The following is a 17,800-nucleotide window of genomic DNA, read 5'->3' on the forward strand; positions in this document are numbered from 1 at the left end:
GACGGCGTGTGAGTGCCGTTAGTTGCGAATGATTGACAAATTGTCCACTGGCTCGTCGCGTAATTCGGCGTAGTATCGTTTCACGATGGCTTCGACGGAGGTGACGCGATGGATGCCGATCCCATTTTCCTGGCCCGCCTGCAGTTCGCCTTCACGATCATTTTTCATATCATTTTCCCGAGCTTCACCATCGGCCTTTCGGCCTGGCTCGCCACGCTCGGCGGCATGTGGGTCTACACCGGCGAGGACCGCTATCAGCAACTGATGCGCTTCTGGACCAGGATCTTCGCGGTGTCGTTCGCGATGGGCGTGGTTTCGGGCATCGTGCTCTCCTATCAGTTCGGCACCAACTGGAGCCGCTTTTCGGCTTTCTCCGGCGACGTGATCGGTCCCCTGCTCGGTTATGAGGTGCTGGCTGCGTTCTTCCTCGAAGCGACGTTTCTCGGCATTCTTCTGTTTGGCTTCAACAGGGTGCCGCCGTGGCTCTACACACTGTCGGCCTGCGTCGTCGCCTTCGGCACCATGAGCTCGGCATTCTGGATTCTGTCGGCCAATAGCTGGATGCAGACCCCGGTGGGATACGCCGTGAAGAACGGCGTCGCCGTGCCGGTCGACTGGCTGAAGATCGTCTTCAATCCGAGCTTCCCCTATCGCTTCGCCCACATGCTCAATGCCGCTTACCTGACGACGGCTTTCGTCGTCGTGGGCGTCGGCGCGCGCTTTCTCCTCGCGGGCCGGCATTTGCGCGAAGGCCGCACCATGCTGCGCATGGGAATCGGCCTCGCCGCCGTTCTGGCGCCGCTGCAGCTCATCATCGGCGACCAGCACGGCCTCAACACCCTCGAACATCAGCCGATCAAGGTGGCGGCGATGGAAGGCCACTGGGACGGCTCCAAGCCCGGCGAGCTCGTGCTGTTCGCCTGGCCCGACGAGAAGGCGGAGACCAACCGTTACTCGATCGCCATCCCCTATGCCGGCTCGCTCATTCTGACGCATTCGTGGAACGGGCTTTATCCGGGCCTGAAGAGCGTGCCGCCGGATCAGAGGCCGCCGTTGGTGTCGGTGTTCTTCGCCTTCCGCATCATGGTCGGCCTCGGCATCTACATGATCGCGGCGGCGCTGTTCGGCGCCTTGCTGTGGTGGCGCGGCACCCTGTTCGAGACGCGCTGGTTCCTGCGCATCATCGCCAACACATGGTGGGCGGGATTTGTCGCCGTGATCGCCGGCTGGGTGGTGACCGAAAGCGGCCGCCAGCCCTGGCTCATTTACAATGTCATGCGCACCGCCGATGGCGTGTCGCCCGTGCCGGGCGCGACCGTGCTCGGCACGCTCGGCCTGTTCATCGTTGCCTATGGCATCGTGTTCTCGTTCGGCATCTACTACATGAACCGGCTGATCAAGCAGGGTCCCGACACGACCGAGCCGCCACAGGACGATCTGAGTAATTTCGGCGGCAACCCGATTGCGGCGGCGCGTTCTGCCGGCCGTGACATTTAGCCAAGGGAGCGGACCATGGAATCCATGGAGATGTATCTCCCTCTGATCTGGGCGGCGCTGATCGGCGTCGCGGTGGCGCTGTACATCATCCTCGACGGCTTCGATCTCGGCATCGGCATCCTGTTTCCATTCGCGAGGAACGAAACCGAGCGCGACCAGATGATGCGCACCGTCGCGCCGTTCTGGGACGGCAATGAGACCTGGCTGATCCTCGGCGGCGTCGGACTGTTCGTCGCCTTCCCGCGCGCCTATGCGGCGATCATGCCGGCGCTGTACTTGCCGGTGATCGTGATGCTGGTCGCGCTGGTGTTTCGCGGCGTCGCCTTTGAATTCCGCACCGTGTCGCACAGCAAGAAGGGCTGGAGTTTCGCCTTCGCCCTCGGCTCGATCCTGGCGTCCTTTTCGCAGGGCCTCGTGCTTGGCGGTCTCGTGCAGGGCATCAATGTCGTCAACGGCCAATATGTCGGCGGCTCGTTCGACTGGCTGACGCCTTTCACGGTGCTGTGTGGCCTCGCGCTGATCGCCGGTTACGGCTTGCTCGGCGCCACCTGGCTGCACATGAAGACCGACGCCGAGGTGGCGGCACGCTCGCAGCGTCAGGCCAGATACTGGCTGGTCGCCGTGCTCGTGTTCATGGCCGCCGTCAGCCTCTACACGCCGCTCGCCGAACCGCGCATCGCCGCGCGCTGGTTCTCGCTGCCGAATTTCTACTTCTTGTGGCCGGTGCCGGTCGTCACGGCGCTGGTGGCCTTCGCCTGCTGGTACTGGATCGAGCGTGGCCGCGAAGTGCCGCCGTTCCTGGCGGCGGTTGCCTTGTTCCTGCTCGGCTATGCCGGGCTGGTGATCTCGAACTTCCCCTACATTGTGCCGCCGTCGCTGACGATCTGGGAGACCTCCGCCTCGCCCGGCAGCCAGATCTTCATGCTGATCGGCACGCTGTTTCTACTGCCCATGGTGCTGGGCTACGTGATTTTTGTGTACTGGCTGTTCCGCGGCAAGGTGCACGCTGGCGAGTCGTACCACTAGAGGCGGTGGTTACTGTTGCGCCTGCGGACGCAGCACCGACCAGCCGATGCGGATCAGCGGCAGGCGGCCCTGCACCGCGCGGGCGAAGGAGCGCGGCAGCTCGGGTATCAGCGTCGGAAACTGCGTGCGCAAATCGGCCGGCACCGCGTTGCTGTCGTCCGCCGGCCACACCAGCACGCCGCCTTGCGTGGCCACATCGTCGACCGTAGCCCATGGGCTACGCTGCGGTGCCCAGGCGAAGAACACATGCGGCCGGCCGCCCTCGCCGCTCGGCGCCAGCATGGCAATGAGCGGGGCAAGTCGCGGATCGCCGCTGACATATTGCAACGGCTTGCCGGTGCGACGCTGGAAGCTCTCGGCGAAGAACTGCGCTTCGGCGACGGCAGGCTGCGCGATGCGGTTGTCCTTGGCGAAGGTCCACGGCACCACCACCATGCTCAGCACGACGATGACCGGCGGCGCGACCAGCAGCGCCAGCCATGACGACGACACCAGGGCCTCGCGATAGATCAGCACGCGGTTGCCGGCGGCCAGCACGACGGCAAGGCCCGACAGCAGAACCAGCGGCGCCAGCGCGGCGAGAGTCGCCAGCGAACCGAACGGCGTCAGGACCGACAATTGCGGCACGCGTTCGCCGAGGGCGACCAGCGCCACGACGACGACGGCCGGCGCGAGCGCAAAGAAATAGACGAAAGCGCGCGCCGTCGGCTCGACCGGCGTGCGATCGATCTCCGGCGCCCGCTCATTGCGCCGGCGCGGAAAACCGCTGGCGAGATAGGCGAGCAGCAGAAGGCCGAGGTGAACGGCGATCAGCGCGCCGACGAGCCACAGCGCCGAACTCCCGGCCGCTGCTTCGTTGAGCGCTTCGAACACCAGCGCATGCGAGCGGGCAAGCCACGCGGCATGCGGCGCGATGACGATCGCCGTCAGCACGAGCGCCAGCCACGGCTCGGGGAATGTCAGCGCGCGGCGGCCGCGCGCCGTCAGCGGCGTGAACACGATGAGCAGCGCGATCAGGACGATGCCGATGTAATGCGTCAGCAGCAGCAGGCCGAGATCGACGCCGAGCAGGAACCAGTTGCCCCGTTTCTCCTCGCCGACCGCGCGCCAGTAATGCATCAGCGCCAGTGCCCAGAACGGCATCGCCAGCACCGCCGGGCCGAAATCCGGGCTTGGTACGGTGAAGGCCGCGATGCCGACCATCAGCAGGATGCCGAGCACGGCGTGGCGGGTGCCGACCACCGACTGGCCGAGCCGGAAGATCGCCCACAGCGCCGTGACGATGCAGACCTGCGACAATGCATAGAGGCCGAACAGACCGGCGGTCCTGAACGCGATCTCGGCGGCCCAGAAGGCCAGCGGCGGACCCAGATAGCTGCCGAGCAGGAATTCGCGGCCGACCGCCAGCACCAGCGGCACATCGCCCGGCGGCGCCGCATAGAACAGCGCCGGGATCACGGTCCACAGCACGCCCTGCGTCAGCGCCACGACCCAGAACACGACTTTGGGCCGGCCGCGCAGGAATTCGATGATCAGGGAGACGTGGTGCATGGCTCTCGATCTTGATCCCTCCCCTGAAAGGAGACGGATAAGCAGCAGAGAGCAATAAAGAACGGCGGCTAAAGTGGCAACACGGCCGCGAGCGCTTCCGCCGCCACATCCTCGATGCGTTCACCCATCGCGGCGAAGCGGGCGGCAACCGGGGCGAAGGATTTGCGGTGATGCGGCGTCGGACCGAGCGCCTGGAGCGCGCGGAAATGCTCCGGCACGCTGTAGCCCATATGGCGCTCGAAGCCGTAGCCCGGGAATGCCTCGGCGAGCCGCGCCATGTAGCGGTCGCGCGTCACCTTGGCGACGATCGAAGCGGCGGCGACCGACAGCACCAGCGCGTCGCCGGAGACGACGGCTTCGCAGTCACAGCCGCAATCGATCTTCATGTTGCCGTCCATGAAGACGAGCTTCGGCCGAACCGGCAGCGCCTTCACCGCGCGTGCCGAGGCCCAGAGCGAGGCGCGCAGGATATTGTCGCGGTCGATGCGCTGGACGGCACCGAACACCACCGACACCTGCGCCGTGGCGCAGATCTTCTCGTAGAGCTTCTCGCGCTCGGTCGCGTCGAGCTTTTTCGAATCGTTGAGGCCGCGCGGGATACGGTCTGGATCGAGAATGACCGCCGCCGCCACCACCGGGCCGGCCAGCGGCCCGCGGCCCGCCTCGTCGCAGCCGGCTACCGGAGAGATCCCAGCCTTGAGCGCACGACGCTCGCGCCGGAACGTCGGGCGCAGCACGGTTTCCGCCAGCGGCAGACGCGGTTTCGCGGCTGACTTTGCCGCAGGCTTCTTTTTGGAGGCGGGTGCCATAGAGCGATGGGTACGCCCGAGTCGCGTTCCCTTTCAACCCTATTCGCATCGGCCGGTGAACAACGGGGATTGGCGCCGCGTCCCGCCATTGCGGGACGGCCCGCTAAAACAGACTCATCTGCGCGCTTTCCGGCGCCGGATGCTTGAAGTGCTCGGTCGTGAGCTGCCGTTTGCTGACGTTGAGGCCGAGCTTCTCGCAGGCGAGTTCGAAGCGGCGGCCGATCAGCCAGGCGTAAGGGCCCTTGCCTTTCATGCGCGTGCCCCACTCCGAGTCGTAATCCTTGCCGCCGCGCATCTCGCGCACCAGCTTGAACACGTGCGCGGCGCGATCGGGATAGTTCGCTTCCAGCCACTCGCGGAACAGGTCGCGCACTTCCAGCGGCAGGCGCAGCATGACGTAGCCGGCTTCGCGCACGCCGGCGGCCGCCGCGGCGTCGAGGATGCGCTCGATCTCCATGTCGTTGAGCGCGGGAATGACCGGCGCGACCATCACCGTGGTCGGCACGCCGGCCTGCGACAACTGCCGCAAGGCCTCGAGGCGCCTCATCGGCGTCGAAGCGCGCGGCTCCATCGTGCGCGCCAGTTCCGGATCGAGCGTCGTCACCGACAGCGCCACCTTGGCGAGATTGCGCTCGGCCATGCGGGCGAGAATGTCGAGATCGCGCGTCACCAAAGCGGATTTGGTAACGATACCGACGGGATGGCCGGCCTTGTCCAGCGTTTCGAGAATGCGCCGCATCACCTTGTAGCGCCGCTCGATCGGCTGATACGGGTCGGTATTGGTGCCGATGGCGATGGTGCGCGGCGAATAGTTCGGCGCCGCGAGTTCTTTCTCCAGCAGCGCGGCCGCATCCGGCTTCACGAACAATTTGGATTCGAAATCCAGCCCCGGCGACAGGCCGAGATAGGCATGGGTCGGCCGCGCAAAGCAATAGACGCAGCCGTGCTCGCAGCCGCGATACGGATTGATCGAGCGGTCGAAGCCGATGTCGGGCGACTGATTGCGGGTGATGATCTTGCGCGTCGAATCAACCTGCACCGTGGTCTTGAACGGCGGCAGTTCTTCGAGCGAGCGCCAGCCGTCGTCGAAGGCGATGCGGGCATGCGTCTCGTAACGGCCGGACGCGTTCGAGTGCGCGCCGCGGCCGCGCCGGCGCTCGTGCTCGACGACGACGCCGAGCAGGCCGGTGAGGTCGTCAACACGTACATCCCTGGCGCTCGCCGGCAGCTCCGTTACTGGATCGGCAACAGCGTTCCGATCAAGTGCCGGCAGCGAGCGTTTCGAGGCTGCATTTGAGTGAGCCATGGCCCTTACCTAGTGCTGAAATGTGAACATAACAAGAACATTTTGCCGCGTCACTCGAAACGCATCGTCGCCCGCGATGTCGTGGGGCGGGTTACCAGCCGCACATGATGTGGTAGCAACCGAAGCCAGAGGGGTTCAGTTCCACCGGGGCCAATGCTCAGCGTCATCGTCGCCACCAACGAATCGGAGCGGACTCTGGTGCCGACATTGTCGGCGTTGGTGCCGGGCGCTTTGTCGGGACTGGTCACCGAGGTGGTGGTGGCCGACGCCGGCTCGAAGGACGCCACCGCCGAAGTCGCCGATATTGCGGGCTGCCGCTTCATGATCGTCGAAGGCGCGATCGGCCCGCGGCTCAAGGACGCCGCGCTGACGACCAGGACGCCGTGGTTGATGTTCATGCGCGCCGGCCTCATTCCGGAACCGGGCTGGATGGCGGCAGCGGAAAACTTCATGCAGATGGCCGCCTACAGCGAGAAATCGCCGCGGGCCGCGGTCTTCCGCACCGCGACCGAACAGGCGAGCCCCGGCATCAGGGAACTCGTCGCAGTCCTGCGGGCGATGCTTGGCGGCGGCGACCAGTCCGGCCAGGGACTGCTGATCGCGCGCGCGCTTTACGACGCCATCGGTGGCCACCCGGCGGCAGCGGACGCCGAAGCCGCCGTGCTGCGCAAGATCGGCCGGCGCCGGGTCGCCTTGCTCGGGGCCAGCGCGCGCAGCATAACCTGACAGATGCTTGACTTTGTCAACTAACTGGCCGACGCTCATTCCGTGAGCGCGACAGGCACATCGAAAACGAACAAGACCGGCGCCGATGCGGCTGCGTCGCCCGAACACATCGGCGCAGTGCGGCGCTTCAACCGTTTCTACACGCGACAGATCGGCCTGCTGCGCAAGACCTACCTCGACACCCCCTACTCGCTCGGCGAAATGCGCGTGCTGCACGAACTGGCGCATCCGACGGTCGAGCCGCCGACCGCCAGCGACATCGGCCGCGCGCTCGATCTCGACGCCGGTTACCTATCGCGCGTGCTGCGTAATTTCGAGAAGCGCGGTCTGGTCAAGCGCACCACCTCGAAGAATGACGCGCGGCAGAGCCACGTGTCGCTGACCGCGCAGGGCCGCAAATTCTTCGCTCCCGCCGAGCAGCGCTCCCAGGAAGATGTCGCCGAGATGCTGACAAGACTCGACGACAGCGAACAGAACGAACTGGTGAATGCCATGCAGACGATCGAACGACTGCTCGAGAAGGACGCCGGCGCCCCCGCCGCGCGCAGCTATACATTGCGCGATCCGCTACCCGGCGATTTCGGCTGGATCGTTGCCGAGCACGCCCGCGTCTATTCCAGCGAATACAATTGGGATCGCAGCTTCGAAGGGCTGGTGGCGCAAATCGTCGCCGACTTCGTCAAGAACTTCGACCCGCAGCGCGAGCGCTGCTGGATTGCCGACATGAATGGCGAGCCGGTCGGCTGCGTCATGGTGGTGAAGGACGAAGAGCCCGAGACCGCACGCATCCGGCTGCTGCTCGTCTCTGCGAAAGCGCGGGGTCTCGGCCTCGGACAGCGTCTGACCGACGAATGCATCGCCTTCGCCCGGGCCAAGGGCTACAAGAAAATGACCCTTTGGACCCACGACTGCCTGAAGGCGGCGCGGCGCTGCTACGCCAACCGCGGCTTCAAGCTGACCTCGAGCGACAACAAGATGAGCTTCGGCCAGAACGTCGTCGCCGAGTTCTGGGATCTGACGCTGTAATTCGTCATTCAGGACTCGCTTCTGAATTCCGGGTCCTCGCCTTCGGCGAATCCCGGAATGACGGCCGTCACGCCGTCGCACCCTTGGATTTGGGCCGCCGCAGATGCTCATCGAGCCGCGGCAGGATCTCGACGAAGTTGCACGGGCGATAGCGATAGTCGAGCTGATGGATGAGGATCTCGTCCCAGGCATCCTTGCAGGCGCCGGGCGAGCCCGGAACGCAGAAGATGTAGGTCGAATTCGCGACGCCCGCGGTGGCGCGGGTCTGAATCGCCGAAGTACCGATCTTCGGGTAGCTCACCATCGTGAACAAGGTCGAGAACGCGTCCATGCGCTTTTCGAACAAAGGCTCGACCGCTTCCGGCGTGACGTCGCGGCCGGTAAAGCCGGTGCCGCCGGTCGAGATGATGACGTCGATGAATTCGTCCTTGATCCAGGCCTTTACTTTCTGACGGATGGCCTCGACCTCGTCCTTGACGATGGAACGCTCGGCCAGGATATGCCCGGTGGCGCGAATGCGCTCGACCAGCGTATTGCCTGACTTATCGTCGGCCAGTTGACGCGTGTCGGACACCGTCAACACCGCGATCTTGAGCGGCACGAACTGCTTGGTTTCGTCGATCCCGGGCATTTCGTTACTCCGTCATTCCGGGGCACGCGCCGGCGTGAAGCCGGAATCCAACGTCACACTCAAACCATGCTTCTGGATTCCGGATCCGCGCCTTCGGCATGTCCCGGAAGACCGGTCATTACAACTGCGCGTTCGCTGCGAACGTATTGCACGCCGACACCTTGCCCGACTTCAAGCCGGTGGTGAACCAGCGCTGGCGCTGCGCCGAACTGCCATGCGTAAACGAGTCGGGCACCACATAGCCCCGCGACTGCTGCTGCAGGCGGTCATCGCCGATCGCCGCCGCGGTCTGCAGCGCCGCCTCGACATCGCCCGGCTCGATTGAATTCCATTTCTGATTGGAACGGTTGGCCCAGACACCGCCGAAGCAATCGGCCTGCAATTCGACGCGCACCTGGATGCGGTTGGCCGCGGCCTTGTTGCCGGCGGCCTGCTGCGCCTCGTGCGCCTTCGGCAGGATGCCGAGCAGATTCTGCACGTGATGGCCGACCTCATGCGCGACGACATAGGCCTCGGCAAACTCACAGGCCTTGCCGCTGCAGCCCTTGAAGCGCACCTGCATGTCGCGGAAGAACGAGGTATCGAGATAAATGCGGCGGTCGGTCGGACAGTAGAACGGACCCATCGCCGATTGCGCCATGCCGCAGCCGCCTTGCAGCGAGCCGGAATAGAGCCGCAGGCGCGGCGCGCGGTACGTTTGTCCGGATTCCTGGAACACCTGTGTCCAGACATCCTCTGTGTTGCCAAGTACGGCGGCAACGAAATCGCCCATCTGATCTTTCGGCTTGCCGGTCGGCCCCGCGGGTTGCGACGTCTGATAAGGCGCGCGCGTGTTGTTGATCATCTCGGCGCCGCCGATCAGCACACTCGGATCGATGCCGAGCGCCCAGCCAATGATGCCGAGCACCACGACCGTACCGATGCCCAATCCGCCGCCGCCAATCGGCAAACCGAAGCCGCCGCCGCCGATACCGCCGCTCGAACCACGATCATCTTCGACATTGTCGCTGCGGCGGAAATCGTCCCAACGCATTTAAAGAGCCTCCTCAACGCCTATTCGGGTCGCATATTGCATTGTTTAGCATGCCTTGCGTGAAACTTTTGCGCCCTGTTAACCTCTGCTAACTCGCGGTTAAATCGGCAGAATTCGCCTTCAGGGTATCTCGGTCATAAACCGTTTCTTCACCTTGCGCTGCGCATAGTCAGGGCCTGTCGGCTTGTAGGTCCCGCGTCAGCCGACCGCGTCGTCCTTGAGTCAGAGTGAGTCATGGTTGTGTCGCGTCGCGGGGCGCCCTTACGGGCGCCCCGTGGAGTTTCAAAAAACTCCGAACACCGTATTCTCGTTGGCGACTGCGTCAGCGAAATGGCGAAGCTGCCGGCCAATTCGGTCGATCTGGTCTTCGCCGACCCTCCCTATAATCTGCAGCTCGCCGGCGATCTCAAGCGCCCGGACGACTCCCACGTCGATGCCGTCACCGACGACTGGGACAAGTTCGCGAGTTTCGCTGCTTATGACGCTTTCACGCGCGAATGGCTGCAAGCCTGCCGCCGCGTGCTCAAGCCGGCCGGCACGATCTGGGTGATCGGCTCGTATCACAACATCTTCCGCGTCGGCGCGATCATGCAGGACATGGGGTTCTGGATCCTGAACGACGTGATCTGGCGCAAAACCAATCCGATGCCGAATTTCCGCGGCCGCCGCTTCACCAATGCGCACGAGACCATGATCTGGGCCTCGCGCGACGCCAACGCCAAGGGTTACACGTTCAACTATGAGGCGTTGAAGGCCGGCAACGACGATGTGCAGGTGCGCTCCGACTGGACGTTCCCGCTGTGCACCGGCGGCGAGCGCCTCAAGGGCGCCGACGGCAAGAAGCTGCACCCGACCCAGAAGCCGGAAGCCCTGCTCGCGCGGGTGATTCTGTCGAGTTCCCGGCCCGACGACCTGGTGCTGGACCCGTTCAACGGCACCGGCACCACCGGCGCCGTCGCCAAGAAGCTCGGCCGCCGCTTCATCGGCATCGAGCGCGAGCGCAAATACGCCAGCGCCGCCGAGCGGCGCATCGCCGACGTTCAGGTCGTGCCCTCGCCGTCGATCGCCCCGTTCATGACGGCGCGCGAAGCGCCGCGCGTCGCTTTCGCCTCGCTGATCGAGCGCGGCCTGGTGTCGCCCGGCGCCCGGCTCACCGATTCGCGCAAGCGTCACCGCGCCATCGTCCGCGCCGACGGCGCGATCTCGGCCGGCGACACCGTCGGCTCGATTCACCGGGTCGGCGCCGTGGTCCAGGGCCTCGATGCCTGCAACGGCTGGTCGTTCTGGCACATCGAGACGCCGAAGGGCCTGATGCCGATCGACGACCTGCGCGCCCAGGTGCGCTCGGAAATGGCGCTGGCCGAGGCGGCCGAGTAGCCCCTCGCCCGCCTACCAGTCGGTCCTGCTGGTCGAATCCAGCGCGGCCTTGCCGCGCGCCGCTTCCGCCAATTCGGCCGGCACGATCGGCGCCGTCTCGATCAGCGCCACCGGCTGGACGACAGCGCGCGGCGCTGGCGTCACGGCGGCCTGCGTCGTCCGCTGCGTGGTGGCAACGAACCAGACGCCACCGATCCCTGCGGCAGCGGCCAGTGCAATCATCATTCTGTGCTTGAAGCTGCGCATCGAGACATCCCCTTCGCCGATGGAGGACCAACGAAGCGCGAGGCCGGTGACCTGCCGCGCTGCTGGCAAAGACCATCGATGAAAGCGGGATTCTGAGCGACCGATGATTTTCTTAAGAGATTCCGATGTCGTTCTGAAGCTGCGCAGGCGCGAGCGATTCCGGACGCAAACCTTTCAGCGCAGAACTTCCAGCAGCAGTTCCAGCGCCCTTCTGGCGAAGGCGTCCATGTTCGCGGCGCGGTCCGCGCTGCCGGTTTCCAGCGTGATCGCGCGCTCCACAGGACCGACGACCGCGATGCAGGAATGTCCGGCGGCATCGCCATAGCGATTGCCGGCCGGCCCGGTGGCGCCGGTTTCGCCGAGGCCCCAGGCGGCATTCATCTTGTCGCGGATGCGGCGCGCCTCGAGCAGCGCATAGGCCTCGGTCGAGGGCCGCATGCCCTTCATCTCCGCTTCGCCGACATCGAGCAGCGCCGCGCGCGACTGCTTGGTATAGACCACGGCGCCGCCAAGAAAGTAGGCCGAAGCGCCGGGCACCGCGAGCAGCGCCGCCGAGATCAGCCCGCCGGTCGAGGACTCGGCGATGGCGATAGTTTCTTTGCACGCGATCAGGCGGGCGGCAACTTGTTCGGCGAACGGCGCGAGCGGATGCATCGTCATATCCCCAGACTGCGGCCGGCCTGACAGAGCACGCGGAAGACGCCGACTTCGGCGCCGGTATGGTCGGATTGCAGCGCGGCGCCGAGCTTCACGGCATCCGCTTCGCGCAAGGTGTCGATCATCAGCGCGGCTTTGATCTTGCGATCGCCGCCGCGCAGCTTCTCTTCCATCGACACCGGCTGGCCGGCCGGATCGGTCGCCGTCCAGATTTCGCTGGCTGCAATAGCGGGATCGGCCGTGAGCTTGTCGATCTTCGCCGTCAACGCCTCGACATCCGGCGCTTCATCGAACCAGCGCACCGTCACCGCATAGGCGCCACGAAAGTCGCCGCGCCGCACGGCGCGATGGCAGAGCGTGCGGTTCATGTCGCGGAACACTTGCGTCATGATCATCCGCGTCATCGGCGTCGGATTGTCGAGCCGCTCGAGATAAGGCTGCGACGTCAGCACCGCCGGGCTTTCGACCAGATAGAAATTGAAGAACGCGGACGAACCCGAAATCGCCTGATGGCGCCGGCCATAGATGAAGCCCGGCACGCCCAGCCGCTCCTGCAGATGCTCGCCCTGAAACCAGGTTTCGAAGTCGGCCCCGCGGCCGGCCGCGACGTTGTTCCAGATGGCGAGGATGCCTGGCTGCGACATCGGTGTCAGGCCTTGGCCCGCTCGACATTGGCGCTGCGCGCCGGCACGCCGAATTCGCGGCGGCAGACCTCGGCCAGCACCTTGATGCCGTCGCGGATCTCCTGATGCGTCGGACTGGCAAAGCAGATGCGCAGCCGGCTGGCGCTGTGCGCCTTGTCGGTCGACCACTCCGGCCCCGGATTGATCGCCACGCCTTCCTTGAGCGCCGCCTGATAGAGCTTCAACGTGTCGACATTGTCCGGCAGCTTGACCCAGAGAAAGATGCCGCCCTTGGGATCGTCGAATTCGGCCGCGGTGCCGAACTGCTCGTTGAGCGCCTCCATCAGCGTCTCGACCTTCTTGCGCAGACCCTTGCGCAGCGCCGGCACATGCGTGGTGAAATGCGGCGCGCAGAATTCGGCGAGTACCATCTGCTCCAGCGCGCCGGAGCCGGCGTCGGTCTTGAGCGCCAGCATCCGCGACATCACAGTCCACGGCGCGACCACGAAGCCGACACGCAACGCCGGCGCGATCGACTTCGAGAACGAGCCGATATGGATGACATTGTCCGACTTGCTCATGGCGTGCAGCGCCGGCGGCCGCTCGCCGCTCCAGATCAGGTCGGCATAGCAGTCGTCTTCGACGATCGGCACGCCGTATTCGTCGGCGAGCGCCAGCATGCGGGCGCGGCGGCTCTCGTCGAGGATGGTCGCCGTCGGGTTCTGCACCGTCGGGATGGTGTAGATGAACTTCGGCGTGACGCCCTTGGCCTTCAGGTTCTTGAGCGCCGCTTCCAGCGCGTCCATCTTCATGCCGCCCGCGTCGAGCGGGATGCCGAAGGCGGTGACGCCGAGCTTGGTGAAGCGGTTGAGCGAGCCCTGGTAGTTGTCCTTCTCGACGATCACGGTGTCGCCGCGCGTCAGCAGCGCCGCGTTGACGAGGTCGAGCGCCTGCAATGAACCCGAGACGATGAGGATGTCATCCGGCGTGCAGGTCATGCCGGCGTCGCGTTTGAGCTTGGCGCTGAGGAATTCGCGCAGCGGCCGGTAGCCTTGCGGGCCGCTGTTGAGGCCGTAGGTCGCGAGCGTGCGGCCCTCGCGCTGGAGCACCGATTGCGCCGCCGCCATCAGCCCGTCGAGCGGCACCTCGCCGGGGTCGTTGTTGCCGCCGACGAAATTGTACTTCGGCGATCCGGACCAGCGCATGGCCGGCGGCGGCAGGGTCGGTGGAAATAGCGGCGCGAAGTCGAAGCTCATGTTTCCTCTCCCCGTTGCACTTGTCATGGCCGAACTTGATCCGGCCATCCCGCTTAGGGCGCAGTGCTTTTGTTGTCGGGATCACCGGGGCACGGCGCCAGGATGGCGCCGGCCCGTGATGACAAGTATTACTTCGCCGCCTGCACCATGATTTCGACCTTGTATTCCGGCGCGGCAAGCTTGGCCTCGACGGTGGCGCGGGCCGGGGTGTTGCCCGGCGAGACCCAGGCATCCCACACCGCATTCATGGCGGCGAACTCCGACATCGAGGTGACCCAGATGTTGGCCGACAGAAGCTTCGACTTGTCGGTGCCCGCTTTGGCCAGATAGCCATCGATCTGCGACAGAATGTCCTTGGTTTGCGCCGCCATGTCCTTCCCCTTGGGGTCGCTGGCGACCATGCCCGCGAGATAGACGGTGTTGCCGTGGACCACGCATTTGCTCATGCGCTGGTTGGAGTCGATACGTTCGATGGCCATCAGGGCCTCCTTGCTCGTTTTAGTGAACCGGGCGACTTTCTAGCGGGCTTTGCCGGCGAAGGGAACTCGGAACCGGCTGGCGATTTATAGCGCCAGGAGCGCGCGCTCGATGCGCCGCCGCGCCGCAACAGGAGAGTTCACGATGGGCTGGTTTTCCTCCGATATCGACACGTTCGAAGAGTTGTTCGTCCACACGCTGCAGGACATCTATTACGCCGAGCACCAGATCAGGAAATCTCTGCCTGACATGATCGAGAAGGCGTCCGACGCCGAGCTCAAGAAGGGCTTCCGGATGCACCTCAAGCAGACCGACGGCCAGATCAAGCGGCTCGATCGCGTGTTCAAGATGATGAAGTCGGTGCCGCAGGGCACCAAGTGCCCGGCCATCGACGGCATCATCGAGGAAGCCAACGAGATCGCCGGCGAGATCGAGAACAAGACCATCCTCAACGCGGCGCTGATCGCGGCGGCGCAGGCGGTCGAACACTACGAGATCACGCGCTACGGCACCCTGGTCGCCTGGGCGCGGCTGATCGGCCGGACTGACGTCGCCAAGATTCTCAACATGACGCTCAAGGAAGAGAAGGCGACGGACAAGAAGCTCGGCGGCATCGCCAAGCGCAAGATCAACAAGAAGGCGGCGGCGACCAAGCTGAAGCGGCCGACCAAAGCCGAGCAGGCCGAGAACGCCATGCTCGCCGCCGCGGCCGGCATTCCGGCGATATAAGAAACCCACGCGAAGACGAACCCGCCTCATGGTGAGGAGTCCGCGCAGCGGGCGTCTCGAACCATGAGGCGGCCTCGTCCTTCGAGACGCATCGCTGTCGCGACGCTCCTCAGGATGAGGCCGATCGACGCTGTTATCCGCCCTTCACGCCCTGCGTATTGACGTAGAGCGCATACAGCGAGTGCGCGGCGGCCATGAACAGCCGGTTGCGCTTGACGCCGCCGAAGCAGACATTGGCGCAGCGCTCCGGCAGCGAGATGTGCCCGATAGGCTCGCCGTGCGGCGTGAACACGCGCACGCCGTCGAGCTCCGGCGTCATGCCCCAGCCGCACCACAGATTGCCGTCGATATCGACCCGGAAGCCGTCCGGCGTGCCGTCTGGCCCTGCGTTGATCAACTCCTTGCGGTTCGACAGTTTATCGCCAGCGCCGACTTCATAACTTAGAATCTTGCGCGGCTCGCTGCGCGACTCGACGATGTAGAGCAGCTTCTCGTCCGGCGAGAAAGCGAGACCGTTCGGCGCATTGATGCCGTCCATCCCCACCGTGACTTTGCCGGTCTGGCCGTCGACACGATAGACATTCATCGGCAGTTCGCAATCGGCCTTGTCGCCTTCGTAGTTGCCGAGAATGCCGAACTGCGGATCGGTGAACCAGATCGAGCCGTCGGACTTCACGACGACGTCGTTCGGCGAGTTGAGCCGTTTGCCCTCGAACTTGTCGCAGATCACCGTGATGGTGCCGTCATATTCGGTGCGGGTTACGCGGCGCGTCAGGTGCTCGCAGGTGACGAGCCGGCCCTGGCGATCGCGGGTGTTGCCGTTGCCGTTGTTCGACGGCTTGCGGAACGGGCTCACCTGGCCGCTTTCTTCGTCCCATTTGTACATGACGTTGCCCGGCACATCGCTCCAGATCACGCAGCGCGCGTCGCCGAACCAGACCGGGCCCTCGCCCCAGCGCGTGCCGGTGTAAAGCCGTTCGACGGTCGACAGCGGCAGATGGTATTTCTTGAACTTCGGATCGAGCGCCGTGATCAGCGGGTCGGGATAACGCAGGCTGGGCGACCACTGGCCGGCGAGCACGGCGGCTTTGGTATCAAGCGACATTGGGACATTCCCCCGGGGACTTTTCTGGTGGATCTAGTCTAGCGCAGCGCTGAGCACTTTGCGCATGACATTCGGCAGGGCTTCGTCGCGCAAATGCGCGAGCTCGACCCATCGCGCGCCTTCAGGCGCCGCGGCCGTCTTCGGCACGTGCGTCACGAACACCGTCAAGGCCAGCGGAAAATGGGTGAAGACATGCGTCACCTCGCCGGCGAGCTTGCGCCATTTCGCTTTGCCGAATTTCGGCGCGGCAGCGAGCGCCTGGTCGATATCGAAGTCATGCGACCAGTCGCTGCCCGGCACTTCGGTCATGGCGCCGAGCAGTCCTTTCTCCGGACGCTGACGCAGCAGCACGCGGCCGTCGTCGCGCAGCACGACGAAGGCGGCGCCGCGCCGCAGCTTGCCTTCGCGCTTGGGCGCCTTGCGTGGGTAAGCTTCCTGTTCGCCGCGCGCGCGGGCGACGCAGGCCTCATTCCATGGGCATAAAGCACAGGCCGGCTTCTTCGGCGTGCAGATGGTAGCGCCGAGGTCCATCATCGCCTGGGCGAAATCGCCGGTGCGCGCCGGCGGCATCAGCGACGCGGCAAGGCGTTTGATCTGCGGCTTCGCCGCCGGCAGTTCTTCCTCAACGGCAAACAGACGTGTCACCACACGCTCGACGTTGCCATCGACCGGCACCGCCGGCAGATCGAAGGCAATGGCGCCGACTGCCGCTGCGGTGTAGTCGCCGACGCCGGGCAACGCACGCAGCGCCTCGATGTCATCGGGGAAGACGCCATTATGACGCTCGACGACGGCGATGGCGCAGGCGTGCAGATTGCGGGCGCGCGCGTAATAGCCGAGCCCGGCCCAGGCGCGCAGCACGTCGTCGAGCGCCGTTTGCGCCAGCGCTTCGACCGTCGGCCATTTCGACAGAAACTTCGCGTAATAGGGGCCGACGGTTTTCACCGTGGTCTGTTGCAGCATAATCTCCGACAGCCAGACCGCGTAAGGATCGGCGCGCTGACCCTTTCGCGCCCGCCAGGGCAGCACGCGGCGGTGCCGATCGTACCAGGCGAGTAAATCGGCCGGGTCGGCAGCGGGGACGGCTTTCTTTCGCCGCGACAGGCGGACTGCTACGTTCATGGCCCGGACGATGCCAGAGTAGTATTCGATGACCAAGCCCACGAGGGGTTATCCCCGCCCGCTTTCCGAGTTCACCGCCACGAGCCTTGGCGGCGTCCTCAAGGCGCAGGGCTTTGCGTCGATGGAAATTGTGACGCGGTGGCGCGACATCGTCGGCGCCGAGGTCGCGGCGCACAGCGAACCGATGAAGATCAACTGGCCGCGGCCGAAAACCGATGTCGGTGACGTCGAGCAGACGGAACCAGCCACACTGGTGCTGCGGGTCGAGGGCCCGGCGGCGCTGGAAATTCAGCACCTGTCGTCGGTCATCCTGGAGCGGGTCAATCGCTTCTTCGGCTGGCATGCCGTCGGCCGGCTGGCGCTGCGCCAGGCGCCGCTGCGCCGGAAGACGCCGAAAAAGCTGCCGCCGGCGCCCGATCCGGCCGCTACCGCCCGGCTCGCGGCCTCCATGCCCGAGATCGAGGACGACGCCTTGCGCGACGCCCTCGCCCGTCTGGGTGTCGCCATCAAGACAAAGTGAGGCGCTGCGCCGCCTTGGCGGGCCGGCCCGCCATTGCCACAATCGTCCTGTCCAGCTAGCAAATATCGACCCAGCGGACGCCT

Annotated in this window: 18 protein-coding genes and 1 pseudogene; 7 read left to right on the forward strand and 12 right to left on the reverse strand. The window is 65.2% G+C overall.

Annotated elements, in window-relative coordinates:
• Positions 1-108: 108 nt before the first annotated feature.
• On the forward strand, positions 109-1,497 hold the full coding sequence (locus ASD45_RS13930) for a cytochrome ubiquinol oxidase subunit I (RefSeq protein WP_056912025.1): 1,389 nt from the start codon (positions 109-111) through the stop codon (positions 1,495-1,497).
• A gap of 24 nt (positions 1,498-1,521) precedes the next feature.
• Positions 1,522-2,523: a cytochrome d ubiquinol oxidase subunit II gene (gene cydB, locus ASD45_RS13935; RefSeq protein WP_200949730.1), complete on the forward strand. Its 1,002-nt coding sequence runs from the start codon at positions 1,522-1,524 to the stop codon at positions 2,521-2,523.
• Positions 2,524-2,532: 9 nt separating this feature from the next.
• Here the strand turns inward: cydB and ASD45_RS13940 are convergent, their stop codons facing one another.
• From ASD45_RS13940 to ASD45_RS13950, 3 genes are all read right to left on the reverse strand, one after another.
• Positions 2,533-4,074, reverse strand: coding sequence for a glycosyltransferase family 39 protein (locus ASD45_RS13940; RefSeq protein ID WP_056912027.1), 1,542 nt, complete (start codon positions 4,072-4,074; stop codon positions 2,533-2,535).
• 68 nt (positions 4,075-4,142) lie between these two features.
• On the reverse strand, positions 4,143-4,883 hold the full coding sequence (locus ASD45_RS13945; protein WP_056912028.1) for a ribonuclease HII: 741 nt from the start codon (positions 4,881-4,883) through the stop codon (positions 4,143-4,145).
• A 103-nt stretch (positions 4,884-4,986) separates the two neighbouring features.
• A complete protein-coding gene (locus ASD45_RS13950; protein ID WP_082540833.1) occupies positions 4,987-6,189 on the reverse strand; it encodes a PA0069 family radical SAM protein in 1,203 nt (400 codons plus the stop codon).
• A gap of 153 nt (positions 6,190-6,342) precedes the next feature.
• Between ASD45_RS13950 and ASD45_RS13955 the strand changes: the two genes are divergently transcribed.
• Positions 6,343-6,915 (forward strand): hypothetical protein, encoded by a 573-nt coding sequence (locus ASD45_RS13955; protein ID WP_056912029.1) that lies wholly within the window; start codon positions 6,343-6,345, stop codon positions 6,913-6,915.
• A gap of 42 nt (positions 6,916-6,957) precedes the next feature.
• A complete protein-coding gene (locus tag ASD45_RS13960) occupies positions 6,958-7,941 on the forward strand; it encodes a helix-turn-helix domain-containing GNAT family N-acetyltransferase (RefSeq protein WP_056912030.1) in 984 nt (327 codons plus the stop codon).
• 67 nt (positions 7,942-8,008) lie between these two features.
• Here the strand turns inward: ASD45_RS13960 and moaB are convergent, their stop codons facing one another.
• Together moaB and ASD45_RS13970 are read right to left on the reverse strand one after the other, a co-directional pair.
• Positions 8,009-8,572: a molybdenum cofactor biosynthesis protein B gene (gene moaB / locus ASD45_RS13965; RefSeq protein ID WP_056912031.1), complete on the reverse strand. Its 564-nt coding sequence runs from the start codon at positions 8,570-8,572 to the stop codon at positions 8,009-8,011.
• 118 nt (positions 8,573-8,690) lie between these two features.
• Positions 8,691-9,605, reverse strand: coding sequence for a neutral zinc metallopeptidase (locus ASD45_RS13970; RefSeq protein WP_056912032.1), 915 nt, complete (start codon positions 9,603-9,605; stop codon positions 8,691-8,693).
• Between the two features lie 234 nt (positions 9,606-9,839).
• On the opposite strand from ASD45_RS13970, the gene ASD45_RS13975 reads away from it, so the two are divergent.
• Positions 9,840-10,982: a site-specific DNA-methyltransferase gene (locus tag ASD45_RS13975; protein ID WP_056912033.1), complete on the forward strand. Its 1,143-nt coding sequence runs from the start codon at positions 9,840-9,842 to the stop codon at positions 10,980-10,982.
• A 12-nt stretch (positions 10,983-10,994) separates the two neighbouring features.
• Here ASD45_RS13975 and ASD45_RS13980 read toward each other — a convergent pair whose 3' ends face one another.
• The 5 genes from ASD45_RS13980 to ASD45_RS14000 all read right to left on the reverse strand — a co-directional run bounded on the left by ASD45_RS13980 (position 10,995) and on the right by ASD45_RS14000 (position 14,243).
• Positions 10,995-11,228 carry a hypothetical protein gene (locus ASD45_RS13980; protein ID WP_156380850.1) on the reverse strand — a complete coding sequence of 78 codons (234 nt, stop codon included), beginning with the start codon at positions 11,226-11,228 and terminating at the stop codon, positions 10,995-10,997.
• Between the two features lie 174 nt (positions 11,229-11,402).
• Positions 11,403-11,882: a CinA family protein gene (locus ASD45_RS13985; protein WP_056912035.1), complete on the reverse strand. Its 480-nt coding sequence runs from the start codon at positions 11,880-11,882 to the stop codon at positions 11,403-11,405.
• A gap of 2 nt (positions 11,883-11,884) precedes the next feature.
• Positions 11,885-12,529, reverse strand: a complete 645-nt coding sequence (locus ASD45_RS13990; protein WP_056912036.1) for a hypothetical protein — start codon at positions 12,527-12,529, stop codon at positions 11,885-11,887.
• Between the two features lie 5 nt (positions 12,530-12,534).
• On the reverse strand, positions 12,535-13,764 hold the full coding sequence (locus ASD45_RS13995; protein WP_244485364.1) for a PLP-dependent aminotransferase family protein: 1,230 nt from the start codon (positions 13,762-13,764) through the stop codon (positions 12,535-12,537).
• Between the two features lie 128 nt (positions 13,765-13,892).
• The gene (locus ASD45_RS14000) at positions 13,893-14,243 is read right to left on the reverse strand and encodes a RidA family protein (RefSeq protein ID WP_056912038.1); all 351 of its coding nucleotides are present in this window, start codon (positions 14,241-14,243) and stop codon (positions 13,893-13,895) included.
• Between the two features lie 142 nt (positions 14,244-14,385).
• Here ASD45_RS14000 and ASD45_RS14005 point away from each other — a divergent pair.
• A pseudogene (locus ASD45_RS14005) lies at positions 14,386-14,886 on the forward strand (ferritin-like domain-containing protein); the annotation flags it as partial.
• A 217-nt stretch (positions 14,887-15,103) separates the two neighbouring features.
• Here ASD45_RS14005 and ASD45_RS14010 read toward each other — a convergent pair.
• Together ASD45_RS14010 and mutY are read right to left on the reverse strand one after the other, a co-directional pair.
• A complete protein-coding gene (locus ASD45_RS14010) occupies positions 15,104-16,075 on the reverse strand; it encodes an SMP-30/gluconolactonase/LRE family protein (RefSeq protein WP_056912039.1) in 972 nt (323 codons plus the stop codon).
• 33 nt (positions 16,076-16,108) lie between these two features.
• Positions 16,109-17,197 carry an A/G-specific adenine glycosylase gene (mutY, locus tag ASD45_RS14015; protein WP_056912789.1) on the reverse strand — a complete coding sequence of 363 codons (1,089 nt, stop codon included), beginning with the start codon at positions 17,195-17,197 and terminating at the stop codon, positions 16,109-16,111.
• 28 nt (positions 17,198-17,225) lie between these two features.
• On the opposite strand from mutY, the gene ASD45_RS14020 reads away from it, so the two are divergent.
• The gene (locus tag ASD45_RS14020) at positions 17,226-17,717 is read left to right on the forward strand and encodes a DciA family protein (protein WP_056912040.1); all 492 of its coding nucleotides are present in this window, start codon (positions 17,226-17,228) and stop codon (positions 17,715-17,717) included.
• Positions 17,718-17,800: the final 83 nt, after the last annotated feature.

The sequence above is a fragment of the Pseudolabrys sp. Root1462 genome (assembly GCF_001426945.1).
Lineage (GTDB): Bacteria > Pseudomonadota > Alphaproteobacteria > Rhizobiales > Xanthobacteraceae > Pseudolabrys.